Genomic DNA, 12,828 nt, shown 5'->3' with positions numbered 1-12,828 from the left:
GTCAGCCCAGTGCGCGGCGGACGAAGTCGACCTCGGTCGCGATCAGGTCGAGCTGGTCGGACACCACCAGCGAGCCGTGCCCGGCGTCGAACCGGCTGACCTCGTAGGTCACGTCCCCGCGCGCCGCCAGCGCATCCAGGTAGTTGTCGATCTGCCGGATCGGGCAGCGCGGGTCGTTCTCCCCGGCCAGCACCAGCACCGGCACCCGGACCTCGTCGACGTAGGTCAGCGGCGAGGCCTCCCGGTACAGGTCGGGCAGCTCGTCGGGGGATCCGCCGAACAGCGCCCGGTCGAACGAGCGCAGCTGCTCCATCTCGTCGGCGTAGGCGGCGACGTAGTCGGCCACCGGCACCCCGGCGACGGCGGCGGCCCACCGCTGCGGCTGCGTGCCCGCCGCGAGCAGCGACAGGTACCCGCCCCAGGACCAGCCGTCGACCACGCAGCGGGCCGGGTCGACGGTGCCGTCGGCGACCAGCGCGTCCTGCACCGCGGCGACGTCGGCCAGCTCGGTCAGCCCGGGGCGGCCCTCGATCGCGTCCCGCCAGGCAGACCCGTACCCGGTGGAACCGCGGTAGTTCACCTCGACGACGGTGAACCCCGCCTCCACCCAGGTGGCGCGGCCGGCGTCGAAGCGGTCCTCGTCGGCGGCGTGCGGGCCGCCGTGCAGCACGAACACCGCGGGGGCCGGGCCGTCGCCGGTGCGCGGTGCCTCGGCGACGAGGCTGTGCACGGCGCCGCCGGGGCCGTCGGTCCACACGTCGCGCACCGCGACCGAGCCGGGCGGGCGCTCCCCGGGCGGGGCGACCAGCACCTCGTCGGTGCCGTCCGGGCGCAGCGCCCGGATCTGCGACGGCGTGGCCGCGGACGACGCGGAGTACTCCACCGTGCCGTCGTCGCGGACCTCGGCGGAGCCGACGCAGCCGGGCGCGGTCGCCAGCTCGGTCAGCGCGCCGGAGGCGAGGTCGTAGCGGTGCAGCCGGGTACGGGCGGCGTGGGTGTGGGCGACCAGCAGCGCCGAGGCGTCCGGGACGAACCCGCCGACGAGCTCGCCGGGCAGGTCGACCACGAGCTCGGTGACCTCCCCGGTGGTCGGGTCCCAGACCAGCAGCTCGTCGCGGCCGCGGCGCTCGTGCCCGACGAGCAGCCGCTGGTCCCCGGCGAGGGGCGAGAACTCCAGCGCGGCGAGACCCCGGCCGGGGCCGTCGTGCAGCTCGGCGACGACGTCCCCGGTGGCGACGTCGAGCACCCGCAGCGACGGGTGCCGCGAGTCGCCGTGCTCGGAGTGCGAGATCGCGAGGAACGTCTCGTCCTCGGACAGGGCGCCGACGCCGGCGTCCTCGGTGTGCCGGTAGATCTCGCGGGCGCCGGTCCCCGAGCCGCGCTCGTGCACCGACAGGACGGTGCCCTCGTCGGTGGACACCCCGACGGCGGTGACGCGACGGCCGATCTCCAGACCGGCCGGGTACCCGTCGCCGACGCCGGGGACGGCGGGCACCGTGTCGGTGCCCGGACCGGACGACCACGGCTGGGCGACCCAGTGGCCGAACTCGTCGCCGTCGGTGTCGGCGAACCACCACACCTGCTCGCCGTCGGGGGGCAGCACGGCCGAGGTGGTGCCGTTGCGCCGGTCGGTGACCTGACGGTGCTCCCCGGACCCGCGGTCCCAGGCGTGGATCTCGAAGGTGCCGGTCGCGTTGGACACGTAGACCGAGCGGGCCGGTGCGTCGCGTGCCCAGCCCGGACGCGACATGCGCACCGCGGTGAACCGGGACCGCCAGCGCTGCTCGCGCTCGTCGTCGAAGAGCGTCGGGGGAACGGGGGCGCTGGGGTGCGGGCTCACGACCCGATCGTGCCGAATGCCACGAACGGGTGCACCGGGCGGGGTCCTCGACCGCGCATCCGGCAGCATGGAGGCATGCGGAGACCGGCCCGGCTGCTGCTCGCCGGGGTGCTCGTCCTCTCCCCGGCCGCCGCGGGCTGCGGTGCGGCCGGGTCGACGGCGGGCACCGTCGCCGCGGGCCCGACCGTCGCCGCCTCCGCCGACGCGCACGGGCTGACCCCGGTCCGCTTCGACCACTCCGCGACCCGGCCCGATCCCGCGGTCCCGACGGTGCGGGTGCGCCGGGGGACGACGGTGGTGCTCACCGTCGGCAGCGACGTCGCGCGCCGGGTGCTGGTCCCCGAGCAGGGCCGCGCCGTCGACGTCAGCGCCGGGGGCACGGTCACCCTGCGCTTCCTCGCGCTGGGGACGTTCACCGTGCGGGTGGCCGAGCCCGGCGCGGTCCGTGGGGGGACGGTCATCGGCCGGGTCGAGCCCTGGCACTGACCCCCGCCGGGGGTCAGGCGAACGCGTCGGCCCGTTCGGCGATCGCGCGCAGCCCCTCCGCGATGTCCACACCGGACGGGGCGGCGTCGGGGTCGAGCATCCACTGGACCATCAGCCCGGTGAGCAACGCCTGGTAGACGGAGCCGAGCACGTGCACGCGGCGGTCGGCGGCGGCCGGGTCGTCGGGCAGCGTGTGGAAGGTCAGGGCCAGGCCCTCGCGGACCTCCCGCTGGGCCTCGGCGAGCTTCGCGCGCAGCTCGGGCAGCCGCTCGGCCTGGGCGAGCGCCTCGACGTGGGTGGCCCACAGGCGTCGCTGGGTGGAGAACAGGCCGACGACCCGGCTCCAGGTCTCCTCGACCCGGCGCTGCGGGTCGGTGGTGCCGCCCGCGGGCTCGGCGAGCGCCCGGTCGAGTTCCTCGCCCCAGGCCGTCGTCGCCCGCAGCAGGGCCTCGGTGAGCAGCGCGTCCTTCGAACCGAAGTGGTAGCCGATGGACGCCAGGTTCGTCCCGGACGCGGCCACCACGTCGCGCGCGGTCGTGCGGCCGAACCCCTTCTCGTAGAGGCACTGCGCGGCCCCGTCCAGCAGCTCCTCGCGGTGTCCCATGATCGCGAAACCTATCGGGTCGTCACGGACGTCCGTACACCGGCCGTTCACCCTGTCCGCCACCGTCGTGCAACGCTTGCGTGACGCCGGTCACGACGGGTAAGGACTGTCACGGCGGCGTCCTCGACGGAGTGGGCGCCGGAGCGACGAGGAGTCACCGTGAGCAGACTGCGATTCGGCACCTTCCTGGCCCCGTTCCACCAGCCCGGGCAGAACCCCACGCTCGCGCTGCAGCGCGACCTGGAGCTGGTCGAGCACCTCGACCGGCTCGGCTACGACGAGGCCTGGATCGGGGAGCACCACTCCGCGGGCTCGGAGATCATCGCGTCCCCGGAGATCTTCATCGCGGCCGCCGCCGAGCGGACCCGGCACATCCGCCTGGGCACCGGCGTCACCTCGATCGCCTACCACAACCCGCTGTGGGTGGCCGACCGCATGGTGCTGCTCGACCACCTCACCCGGGGACGGGCGATGCTCGGCTGCGGGCCGGGCTCGCTGCCGACCGACTCGGCCATGATCGGCCTGAACCCGACCGACACCCGTGAGCTGCTCGAGGTGAACCTCGACATCATCATGCGGCTGCTGCGCGGGGAGGTGGTCAACGCCGAGACCAGGACGCACACCCTGGTCGACGCGCAGCTGCAGCTCGCGCCGTACTCCGATCCGTGCTTCGACGTCACGGTGGCCGCGGTCGCCTCGCCGACCGGGCCGCGGATGGCCGGACAGCACGGCGTCGGCCTGCTGTCCATCGGCGCGACCCTCACCCAGGACGGCTTCGACGCGCTGGCCCACCACTGGAGCGTCGTCGAGGAGCGGGCCGCCCACTTCGGGCAGCCGACGCCGGACCGCAGCAAGTGGCGCCTGGTGGGGCTGATGCACGTCGCCGAGACCCGGGAGCAGGCCTACCGCGAGGTCGAGTACGGCATCGAGCACTGGTTCCGGTACTTCCAGAAGGTCGCGGCGTTCCCGCAGATGGCGGTCGAGGGCGGCGACGTCAAGGAGATGATCGACTTCATCAACGACGCCGGCATCGGCGCGATCGGCACCGTCGAGGACGCGAGGGCGCAGGTGCGCAAGCTCGTCGACCAGTCCGGTGGGTTCGGTGCGTTCCTGCTGCTCGGGCACGAGTGGGCGAACCCGGAGGCGACGAGGCGCTCCTACGAGCTGATCGCCCAGCACGTCATGCCCGAGTTCCAGGGGCAGTCGGCGGGCACCCTGGCCGCGAAGGACCGGGCCAGCTCGACCCGGGAGAAGCACGCACAGAGCCAGCTCGACGCCGTCGACACCATGACCAAGCGCTACGAGCAGGAGCGCTCGGGCGGCTGAGCGGTCCCGGCGCGGCGGTCAGGCGCCGCCGCGCCGGGCACGACCCGCGCCGGCCACCCACAGGGTCAGCAGCACCGCCCCGGTCGGCGCCGAGAAGATCAGGAACCACAGGGGGCGCAGGTCGGTCAGCAGCGCCAGCACCGCGGTGCCGGCCGCGGCCGCGGCCGTGATGCACAGCCAGATGATCGACAGGACCTTCATGGCGACACCGCCGGGGCCCGCGGCGAACACCACGCCGTCGCGACGGCCCGGATCCGGCTCGGCGGGCAGGTCCCGGGTCACCCGGCCCAGGTCGCCCCGGGTGCGCATCCGCCAGACCTCGGTCAGGCGCTCGTCGTACTCGGCGAGGTCGAGGTAGCCGTCCGCGTGGGCGGCACGCAGACGGTCGGCGACGGCCTGGCGTTCGGCGTCGGAGATACGGAGCTGCTCGGGTCCCACCACCTCGTCCACCTCCTCGATGATGCCTGTCGGTGCCCGGTCCGTGCCAGGATGACCGCTGTGGCGGCGAGGGCGGTCCCGGCGCGGGCGCGGTTCGCGGCCGCCGTCGTCGGCGCGCGTCCGGGCACCCGGGTGCTGGAGGTGGGCTGCGGTCCGGGTGCCGTGGCGTCGCTGGTCTGCCCCCGGCTCGACCGGGTCGCGGGCGGCGCGATGTGGGCGGTGGACCGCTCGGCCGTCGCCGTCGCGCGGACCACCGAGCGCTGCGCGGCCGCCGTCGACGACGGCGTGCTCACCGTGCTGCGGTCGGACCTGGCCGGGCTGCGGCTCGCGGCGGGCTCGGTGGACGTCGCGTTCACGCTGAACGTCAACCTGTTCTGGACCCGTGACCCCGGGCCCGAGCTGGCGGTGCTGCGCGGGGTGCTCGCGCCGGGCGGGGTGCTGCACGTGCTCTACGAGGGCACCCCACCCGCGGCGGTCGCGGCGGGGCTCCGCCGCAACGGCTGGGACCCGGTCCCGGTGTCCGGCGACGGCGGGGCCGGGGTGACGGCCCGGCCGGCCTGAGGGCGCCGGCGCCCCGGCGGGGTCGTCCCGCCGGGGCACCGGGTCGGATCGGCCGGCTCACTCGCAGGCGATGCCGTCGTTGTCGCGGTCGAGGGCCGAGCGGTAGCCCGGGTCGCCGCGGTACAGCGGGGCCGCACCGGCGTTGCGGGCCGCGGTGCAGTTGGCGTAGTAGGCGGACCCACCGCCGGGCGCCGGAGCCGGCGCGGGGGGTGCCGGCGCCACGGGTGCCGCCGGGCGCGGCGCGGGGGCGGCCGGACGCGGCGCCTGCGGGGCGGGGCGGGGCGCGGCGACGGCCGTGCGCGGAGCGGGCGGGGTCGCGACGAGCGGGCGGGCGGGCGCGGGCACGTACGGACGGTCGACGTCGGTATCCACCGGCGCGGCCGCTGCGGCGGCTTCGACCAGCGTGACGGGGGCCGCGCGGTCGTGCGTCGTCGATCCCACCGGGTCCTGCGCGGTGACGGTGCCCGCGGCGACGCCGGCGGCCGCCGCGGACGGCGGGCCGAGCACGACGTGGGTGAAGCCGGCCTGCGCCAGGACCTCGCGGGCCCGGACGTCGGTCATGCCGACGACGTCGGGCACCGTGACCGGAGCCGGGGCGGGTGCGGCGGCGGGGGCGGCCGGAGCCGCGGCCGGCAGCGCCGGCTGCGGTGCGTTCGCCGCTCCGACGACGCCGATGGTGGTCGTCAGCAGGCAGAGCACGCTGCCCGCCACGCCCAGGGCGAGCCCGGCGCCGCTGCGCCCCGCCGTCGTGGCCGCGCCGGTGCGGAACCGGCGCCGACCGGCCTGCGCGAGCGCCCATGCCGGCACCGTGACGAGCAGACCCAGGAACGGGACCCACCCGGCCAGCAGCCCGACGATCCCCAGCCAGAAACCGGCGGTCGCCGGGGCGTTCCCCCGCCGCACGACGGGGATCGGCTGCGTCGCCGGCTCCACGGCGGACCAGGACTGGGTGGCGGTCATGGGAGGTCCTCTCACGGTGGTCCGACCGGAGCTGCCCGCTCCGACGAACGACCTATCGAGAGGTGTGACGCGGCCATTACCGCCCGTCATCAGCGTTGATGACTAGGGAGTGAGCACCAGCTTCCCGACCGCGGAGCGCTCCGCGTAGGCGCGGGTCGCGGCCGCCGCGTCGGCCAGCGGCAGGGACCGCGGGCGGGCCGGGCGCAGCTCCCCGGCGCCGATCCGGCGCAGCACCTGCTCGGCGAGGTCCCGCGAGGCGGCCGGGTCGGTGCGCGACCAGTCGCCCCAGTCCACCCCGACCACCGTCCGGTTCCGCAGCAGCACCACGTTCGCCGGGAGCCGGGGGATCACGCCGGAGGTGAAGCCCAGTACGCAGAACCGGCCACCGGCGCCGAGTGCCCGCAGCGCGGCCTCCGCCGCGTCGCCGCCGACCGGGTCGACCACGACGTCCGCGCCCCCGCCGGTGTGCTCCCGGATCGCGTCCTTGAGGGAGTCGTAGCCGACGGCGGCCTCCGCCCCGGCGGCGAGTGCGGCCGCCCGTTTGTCCGGTGTGGACGCGACGGCGAGTGTCCTGGCCCCGGCGGCGCGGGCGTGGTCCACCGCGGCCTGCCCGATGCCGCCGCCGGCCCCGAGCACGACGACCCACTCGCCAGGACGGACGGTCACCCGGTCGCGGAAGGCGAAGGCCACCGTCCCGTGGCTCTCCAGCGAGCTGGCCGCGACGCCCGCGTCGACGCCGTCGGGTACCGGGACCAGGAGCTCCTCCGGGACGACGACGTGGCTGGCGAACCCGCCGAAGCCCAGGAGCAGCGCGGCGACGCGCCTGCCGTCCGGGGTGGTCCCGGCGACCGCGGTGCCCGGTGTGAACGGCAGCGGCGGCCGCAGCTGGTAGCCGCCGCGGGCGATCAGCCCGTCGACGAAGCTGACCGCGGCCGCCTCCACGGCGACGAGGACCTCCCCCGGTCCCGGCCGCGGGTCGGGCTCGTCCACCAGCTCGAACCGTTCCGGATCGGCGAACTCCCGGCAGACCACCCGTCGCACCACGCCTCCTCGCGTCGTCCACTGCGTCCGCGGGCGAGCCTCGCACGCAGCCTCCCGTCGGTGGCCGCCGGTGTGGTCGCGGTCATGACCGGACCGGGCAGGCCTCCCGCAGGACGTCCCGCACACTGTGCGGGGCGCGCCCGGTGAGCCGGAGCACCGCGTCGCTGGTGCGGGCCTGGGACCCGGCGGCGATGAGCCCGTCGAGCCCGGCGAGCACGGCGGCGTAGTCGGCGGGCATCCCGTCGGCGACGAGCCGGGCGGTCATCGCGGACACGGTCACCGGGCGGTGCCGGGCCGTCCGGCCGGTGACCTCGGTCCAGACCGCGCACACGTCGTCGTAGGACAGGGCCGCGGGGCCGGTGACCACCACGTCCGGTTCCGGCGGCGCCGGGTCGAGCAGCAGCGCGGCGGCGACGGCGGCGATGTCCCCGGCGTCGACGAACGGGACCCGGCCGTCCCCGGTCGCGGTGACCACCTCGCCGGCGCGCAGCCCGCGGGCGGTGAGGTGGTCACCGAGCAGGTTCTGGGTGAACCACGAGGGGCGCAGCACCGACGGCTCCGGGACCGTGCCCAGGACGAGGTCCTGCACCGCGCCCAGCCCGGGCGTGCCGCGTTCGACGGCGGCCGCGCTCAGCAGCACCACCCGGCGCAGGCCGCGCCGGACCGCCCGCTCCAGGACGGGGGCGAGGACGGGTGCCGGGTCGGGGGTGGCGGGCGGCGGGAGCAGGTACAGGCTCTCGGCGCCCTCGAACGCGGCGTCGTGGGTCGCCGGGTCCAGCCAGTCGAACCCGGGGGAGGAGGACCGGGCGGCCCGGCGGACGTCGGCCCCGGCGGTCTCCAGCAGGTCGGCGATGCGGCGCCCGGTGGTACCGGTGGCCTCGGTGACCAGGACGGTCATCGGGTGGTCTCCGCCAGCCCGGTGCGGCCGAGCACCTGCTGGATCTCCAGCGGGCTCCAGTAATCGCGGTAGGCGGTGATGCCCTCCGGGCCGACGGTCACGACCGCGACGTAGCGCAGCGTGTAGTCCGCGCCGGACGCCACGACCGTGCCGCGGACCGCGAACTCCACGACGAGGGTGTCCGGGTCCCCGGTCGTGTGCCGCACCTCGTCCACGACGGCGGCGGGCAGCAGCAGGTCGTTGTAGCCGGCCCCGTAGGCGGCGACGGCGTCGCGGCCCGCGAGCGCCCGCGGGGAGCCGGGCGCGGCGAACGGGAAGGTCATCGTGCCGTCGGGCGCCCAGAGCGCGGCGAGGCCCGCCATGTCGTGGGCCAGGATCCGGTCCAGCGCCGCGTCCACGGTGGCGTGCGCGCGCTGTCGGCGGGTGTCGTCCATGGGGCTTGCTCTCCGTCGCGTCGATACGGTTCCGTCCCGACGAATATGGACGAGACGGGCCCGTCCTGTCCACTCGCTATGCTGTGGGCGTGCCCACCCCGCGCCGCGCCCCCTCCGGAGCTGCCGTCCTGCGTCCCGAGCTGACCGAGGCCGTCGTCGAGGCGGTCCTGTCCGAGCTCGCCGAGGTCGGCCACGGCCGGCTGTCGATGCAGCGTGTGGCGGCGCGCGCGGGCGTCGGGAAGAGCGCGCTGTACCGGCGCTGGGCGGGCAAGGACGAGATGGTCATGGACGTCGTCGGCCGGTTCGGGGTCCCGGCCGAGCCGCCGCCGGACACCGGGTCGCTGTGCGGCGACCTGCGTGCGCTCGTCGTCGGGATGCGGGACTGGCTCGACCACCCCCGGTTGTCGGCGATCGTGCCGGACCTGCTCGCGGAGTCGCGCCGGTCGCCGGGGCTGGCCGAGGCGTTCCGGGAGCGGCTCTCCGGGCCACGCCGGGACCGGTCGCGCGAGGTGCTCGCCCGGGCGGTCGCCCGGGGGGAGATCACGGCGGAGCAGGCGGACGGGGTCGAGGCGGAGCTCGTCGTCGACCTGCTCGGCAGCGTGCCGTTCTGGCGGGTGGCCGTGCACGGCGGCCCGATCGACGACCAGGGGGCGACCGCCCTCGCCGAGCTCGTCGCGCGGGGGATGACCGCGCCACGCTGACCGGGCCGGCGGCGTTCGTGATCCACTGTCGCCGGCGGCCGGTCCTCCCTCCACCGGACCCGCCGAGGGAGGAGCATGGTGAGCGTGTCGTCCGGCCGCACCGACTCCGGGGCCGCGGACGACCCCCGGTCCGACGGTCGCAGTACGCGCTGGGACGCACACCGCGCGCGCCGTCGCGAGCAGGTGGTCGACGCGGCGCTGATCGTGCTGGGGCGGGACGGCCAGGACTTCGGCCTGGACCAGGTCGCGCACGCGGCGGGGGTCACCAAACCGGTGATCTACCGGCACTTCGGTGACCGGGCCGCGTTGCTCGACGCGATGGCCGAGCGGGCCACCGACCGCCTCATGGAGCGGCTGATGCCCGTCCTCTACCGGGAGAGCGCGGCGTGGACGCGGATCCACGACTCGGTCGACGCGGTCCTGGGCTTCCTGGACGACTCGCCGGGTGTCGACCTGCTGTTCCGCCGTCGCCTGCCCGGGCAGCGGGGCGAGGTCGTCGACGCGGGCCGGGAGTTCATCGCCTCGGCGCTGACCGGCCTGCTCGGGTCCTACGCCGTGATGCTCGACGTCGACGAGCCCGACCTGATCCGGGTGTGGTCGCAGTCGCTGGTCGGCGCGGTGCAGGCGACCGCGGAGTGGTGGCTGCGTGGCCGTGCGGCCGGTGACGCCCTGGGGCGGGACGTCGTCGCCGCCCGTCTGACGGACCTGATCTGGGCACAGATCGAGGGGCTGGCGCGACGCCACGGGGTGACGGTGAGTCCCGATTCGCCACTGCCCGTGCGGGTCGAGCCGAAATAGTCGTTACCCCGCGTATAGGGTACCGTCGCGAGCCGGTCGCTCCGGCGGGTCCAGGACCCGCCCGGCGGCCGCCGGATGTATCTGCGCACGGGCCCCGACGTCGGGGAACTCCGGGCGCGCAGTCGTGCGGAGGGGGAGCGATGCCCGAGGAGGCGAACGGCGGGGGCCGGTCGGGTCCGAGACCGGCTCCGGTCGACGAGCTGGCGCCGGGCGGGCCACGGGCGAAGGCCCAGGGCTGCCTGTGTTCGGTGCTGGCGAACGCGGCGTTCCGGGCCGGGGCCGAGAGCAGGCCCTGCATCGACCCCCGCTGCCCGATGCACGCCGGCCCGTCCGAGGACTGATCTGGCCACGGTGGGGCGCCGAGGCGCTCCGCCCTCCCGGGCAGGGCGGGGTTCACCTCGGGGGATGTGTCCCCGTCCTGCCGCTTCCCCTCGCAGGAGACGACCGTGTTCGACCTGGAGCGCGTGACCGCCGAGCTGCACCGCGAGCTCGGTGCGGTCCGCGAGGAGCGTCCCGGTGTCCGGCACGCCGGGCTCGTCACCCAGCTGCGGCTGGCGGGCGAGGTGGGCGTGCACGACGGCCGGACGACGATCCTCGCCGAGTTCGACGCGCCGGCCCCCGCGCTGCGGATGCGCTCCGAGCTCGGGGCGCTGCACGGGCGCGGCGGGATGCGGGCCGAGGTGGTCACGGCCGGCGGCACGACCCTGCGCTACCAGCTGCGGGTCACGGCGCCCGGCGCCGACCTGGCCCGGGCGACGGGCCTGGTCGACCGGATCGGCCGGCCGGTCCACGGGCTGCCGCCCGCCGTCGTCGCGGCGGGGCCGGCCGTGGCCGCCGGGGTCTGGCGCGGGGCGCTGATCGCCCGGGGCCGGATCGTCCGTCCGGCCGGGCGGATCCGGCTGGTCGTCAGCTGCTCCGGGCCGGCGGTCGTGCTCGCCCTCGTGGGCGCGGCCCGCGGGCTCGGGGTGCTGGCCGCGCCGCAGGAGACGGTGACCGGGCACCGGGTGGTCGTGCGGGACCCGGACAGCGCCGAGTCCCTGCTGCGCAGCGTCGGGGCGCCGGGTGTGGCCGAGGCGCTCGGCCGGGTCCCGGCCGTCCCGCGGGAGCCGTCGGCCGCGGACGGCTCGTTGCAGACGGTGAACGCGCACCGGGCCGCGACGGCCGCCGCCGCGACCGCGGAGCGGGTCCGGCTGGCGCTGCAGGTGCTCGGCGCCGACGTCGCCCCCCATCTGCGGGAGACCGCGTTGCTGCGTCTGGAGCACCCGTCGCTGTCGCTGGCCGAGCTCGGCCGCCTCGCCGACCCGCCGCTGACCAAGGACACCGTCGCGGGCCGGCTCCGCAGGCTGGTCCGGCTGTCGGGCGTCGCCGGGCCCGACGAGGACTGAGTCCCACCGCCACGATCCGCCGCTGCGGCGTACTCGGGGTACGGTGTGGACTCAAGCATTCGCCACGTTAATTCATCGAAATCGGGAGGTTGCTCTTCCATGCCTCGGTCCGACTCAGCCACCAAGAATCCGGAAAAGGGATACGTCGCTCTTCTCGGTTGGAGTCTCAGTGCGGTGGAGGCGATCGACCGCTTCGATCGCCGCTATGTCGTCGTCGCCCCGGACTGGGCCGAGGAATATTGCAGGGAGCACGAGATCCCGTACGTCCCGTGGAACTTCGAGCGGCTGAACGACCGCTCGATGGAGATCGCGGAGACGTTGCAGGAGATGGGGGTCGACGTCGCCATCCCGCTGTTCGAGGAAACGGTGGAATGGGCCGGTGCCATCAATTCGGTGCTGCTCGACAACCCGCGGCTGTTCGGCCAGGCGATGCTGCTCCGGGACAAGGCACTGATGAAGCGCCGGGCGCAGCTCGGCGGAATCCGGGTGGGCATCTTCGAGGAGGCCCACGACCGTGACGACATCGTCCGTTTCCTCAAGCGTGTCAACCAGACCCTGCTGAAGCTCGACGGCGACCCGAACGACCCGATCCACATCAAGGCGTTCGACAAGGCGGGCTGCCTCGGGCACCGGGTGGTGCGCACCTACGAGGACATCGACAACATCCCGGACGAGGAGTTCCCGCTCCTGATGGAGTCCCACCTCGACGGGTGGGAGTTCGCGGTCGAGGCGTGGGTGCACAACGGCAAGATCAAGTTTCTCAACATCTCCGAGTACGTCACCCTCGGTTACTCGGTGTTCGTGCCGGCGACCCCGGAGCTGGAGAAGTACCGGCCCGCGATCACCGCCCAGATCGAGAAGCTGATCAAGACCTTCGACATCGAGTTCGGCTTCGTCCACCCGGAGTACTTCGTCACCTCCGACGGCGAGATGTACTTCGGCGAGGTCGCCTACCGGCCGCCGGGCTTCAAGGTCTTCGAGCTGCTCGAGCGCTCCTACGGGTTCAACGCCTACCAGGGCCTCGTGCTGGCGTTCGACCCGAAGACCACCGAGGAGGAGATCGACGCCTTCTTCCCGAAGGAGGTCGAGGGTGCCTCCGGTGTCGCGGGCTGCTTCGGCGTCTACCCGCGCCGCCGCGTCGTCAGCAGCCTGCAGATCCCCGAGGAGACCGAGGACGACGACTACTACGAGTCGCACGACCTCACGTCGCCGGTCGAGGAGACGGTGACCAAGAGGACCGCGTTCGGCACCCACTGGGGTCTGCTGTACTTCTTCGGGGACGACCCCTACCGGATGCGCGATCTGTTGAAGAAGCAGGAAGAACTCGACTTCTACGTCTGAGGGCGGGTACCCGCC

Annotated in this window: 15 protein-coding genes; 8 read left to right on the top strand and 7 right to left on the bottom strand. The window is 75.1% G+C overall.

What is annotated here, in order from left to right; genetic code table 11:
* Position 1: 1 nt before the first annotated feature.
* A complete protein-coding gene (locus tag KPF47_RS11405; protein WP_224388798.1) occupies positions 2 to 1,840 on the bottom strand; it encodes a prolyl oligopeptidase family serine peptidase in 1,839 nt (612 codons plus the stop codon).
* Positions 1,841 to 1,915: 75 nt separating this feature from the next.
* On the opposite strand from KPF47_RS11405, the gene KPF47_RS11400 reads away from it, so the two are divergent.
* Positions 1,916 to 2,326, top strand: coding sequence for a hypothetical protein (locus tag KPF47_RS11400; RefSeq protein WP_224388796.1), 411 nt, complete (start codon positions 1,916 to 1,918; stop codon positions 2,324 to 2,326).
* 13 nt (positions 2,327 to 2,339) lie between these two features.
* Here KPF47_RS11400 and KPF47_RS11395 read toward each other — a convergent pair whose 3' ends face one another.
* Complete coding sequence (locus KPF47_RS11395) at positions 2,340 to 2,930, bottom strand: TetR/AcrR family transcriptional regulator (RefSeq protein ID WP_224388794.1); 591 nt, start codon at positions 2,928 to 2,930, stop codon at positions 2,340 to 2,342.
* A 159-nt stretch (positions 2,931 to 3,089) separates the two neighbouring features.
* On the opposite strand from KPF47_RS11395, the gene KPF47_RS11390 reads away from it, so the two are divergent.
* Positions 3,090 to 4,256, top strand: coding sequence for an LLM class flavin-dependent oxidoreductase (locus KPF47_RS11390; protein WP_224388792.1), 1,167 nt, complete (start codon positions 3,090 to 3,092; stop codon positions 4,254 to 4,256).
* A gap of 18 nt (positions 4,257 to 4,274) precedes the next feature.
* Here the strand turns inward: KPF47_RS11390 and KPF47_RS11385 are convergent, their stop codons facing one another.
* Complete coding sequence (locus KPF47_RS11385; RefSeq protein ID WP_224388790.1) at positions 4,275 to 4,697, bottom strand: DUF1707 domain-containing protein; 423 nt, start codon at positions 4,695 to 4,697, stop codon at positions 4,275 to 4,277.
* Positions 4,698 to 4,754: 57 nt separating this feature from the next.
* Between KPF47_RS11385 and KPF47_RS11380 the strand changes: the two genes are divergently transcribed.
* Positions 4,755 to 5,255 carry a class I SAM-dependent methyltransferase gene (locus tag KPF47_RS11380; protein WP_157818423.1) on the top strand — a complete coding sequence of 167 codons (501 nt, stop codon included), beginning with the start codon at positions 4,755 to 4,757 and terminating at the stop codon, positions 5,253 to 5,255.
* Between the two features lie 57 nt (positions 5,256 to 5,312).
* Here KPF47_RS11380 and KPF47_RS11375 read toward each other — a convergent pair whose 3' ends face one another.
* The 4 genes from KPF47_RS11375 to KPF47_RS11360 form a co-directional block, all read right to left on the bottom strand.
* Positions 5,313 to 6,215, bottom strand: coding sequence for an excalibur calcium-binding domain-containing protein (locus KPF47_RS11375; RefSeq protein ID WP_224388788.1), 903 nt, complete (start codon positions 6,213 to 6,215; stop codon positions 5,313 to 5,315).
* Positions 6,216 to 6,317: 102 nt separating this feature from the next.
* On the bottom strand, positions 6,318 to 7,256 hold the full coding sequence (locus KPF47_RS11370) for a zinc-binding dehydrogenase (RefSeq protein WP_224388786.1): 939 nt from the start codon (positions 7,254 to 7,256) through the stop codon (positions 6,318 to 6,320).
* 82 nt (positions 7,257 to 7,338) lie between these two features.
* Entirely contained in the window at positions 7,339 to 8,154 is an 816-nt protein-coding gene (locus KPF47_RS11365; RefSeq protein WP_224388784.1) for an ergot alkaloid biosynthesis protein, read from the bottom strand.
* A complete protein-coding gene (locus KPF47_RS11360; protein ID WP_224388782.1) occupies positions 8,151 to 8,588 on the bottom strand; it encodes a nuclear transport factor 2 family protein in 438 nt (145 codons plus the stop codon). Before KPF47_RS11360 ends, KPF47_RS11365 begins: the two co-directional genes overlap by 4 nt.
* A gap of 89 nt (positions 8,589 to 8,677) precedes the next feature.
* On the opposite strand from KPF47_RS11360, the gene KPF47_RS11355 reads away from it, so the two are divergent.
* The 5 genes from KPF47_RS11355 (at position 8,678) to KPF47_RS11335 (ending at position 12,813) form a co-directional block, all read left to right on the top strand.
* Positions 8,678 to 9,289 carry a TetR/AcrR family transcriptional regulator gene (locus KPF47_RS11355; protein WP_224388780.1) on the top strand — a complete coding sequence of 204 codons (612 nt, stop codon included), beginning with the start codon at positions 8,678 to 8,680 and terminating at the stop codon, positions 9,287 to 9,289.
* A gap of 78 nt (positions 9,290 to 9,367) precedes the next feature.
* The gene (locus tag KPF47_RS11350) at positions 9,368 to 10,087 is read left to right on the top strand and encodes a TetR/AcrR family transcriptional regulator (RefSeq protein WP_224388778.1); all 720 of its coding nucleotides are present in this window, start codon (positions 9,368 to 9,370) and stop codon (positions 10,085 to 10,087) included.
* Between the two features lie 140 nt (positions 10,088 to 10,227).
* Complete coding sequence (locus KPF47_RS11345) at positions 10,228 to 10,428, top strand: hypothetical protein (RefSeq protein ID WP_224388777.1); 201 nt, start codon at positions 10,228 to 10,230, stop codon at positions 10,426 to 10,428.
* 105 nt (positions 10,429 to 10,533) lie between these two features.
* Entirely contained in the window at positions 10,534 to 11,472 is a 939-nt protein-coding gene (whiA, locus tag KPF47_RS11340) for a DNA-binding protein WhiA (protein ID WP_224388775.1), read from the top strand.
* A 99-nt stretch (positions 11,473 to 11,571) separates the two neighbouring features.
* The gene (locus tag KPF47_RS11335) at positions 11,572 to 12,813 is read left to right on the top strand and encodes an acetyl-CoA carboxylase biotin carboxylase subunit family protein (RefSeq protein ID WP_255659498.1); all 1,242 of its coding nucleotides are present in this window, start codon (positions 11,572 to 11,574) and stop codon (positions 12,811 to 12,813) included.
* The last annotated feature ends 15 nt before the right edge of the window (positions 12,814 to 12,828 follow it).

The sequence above is a fragment of the Pseudonocardia sp. ICBG1293 genome, from assembly GCF_020131355.1.
Classification (GTDB): domain Bacteria; phylum Actinomycetota; class Actinomycetes; order Mycobacteriales; family Pseudonocardiaceae; genus Pseudonocardia.
The sequence above is the reverse complement of the archived record's forward strand: the minus strand, read 5'-3'. Positions and strand labels throughout refer to the sequence as shown.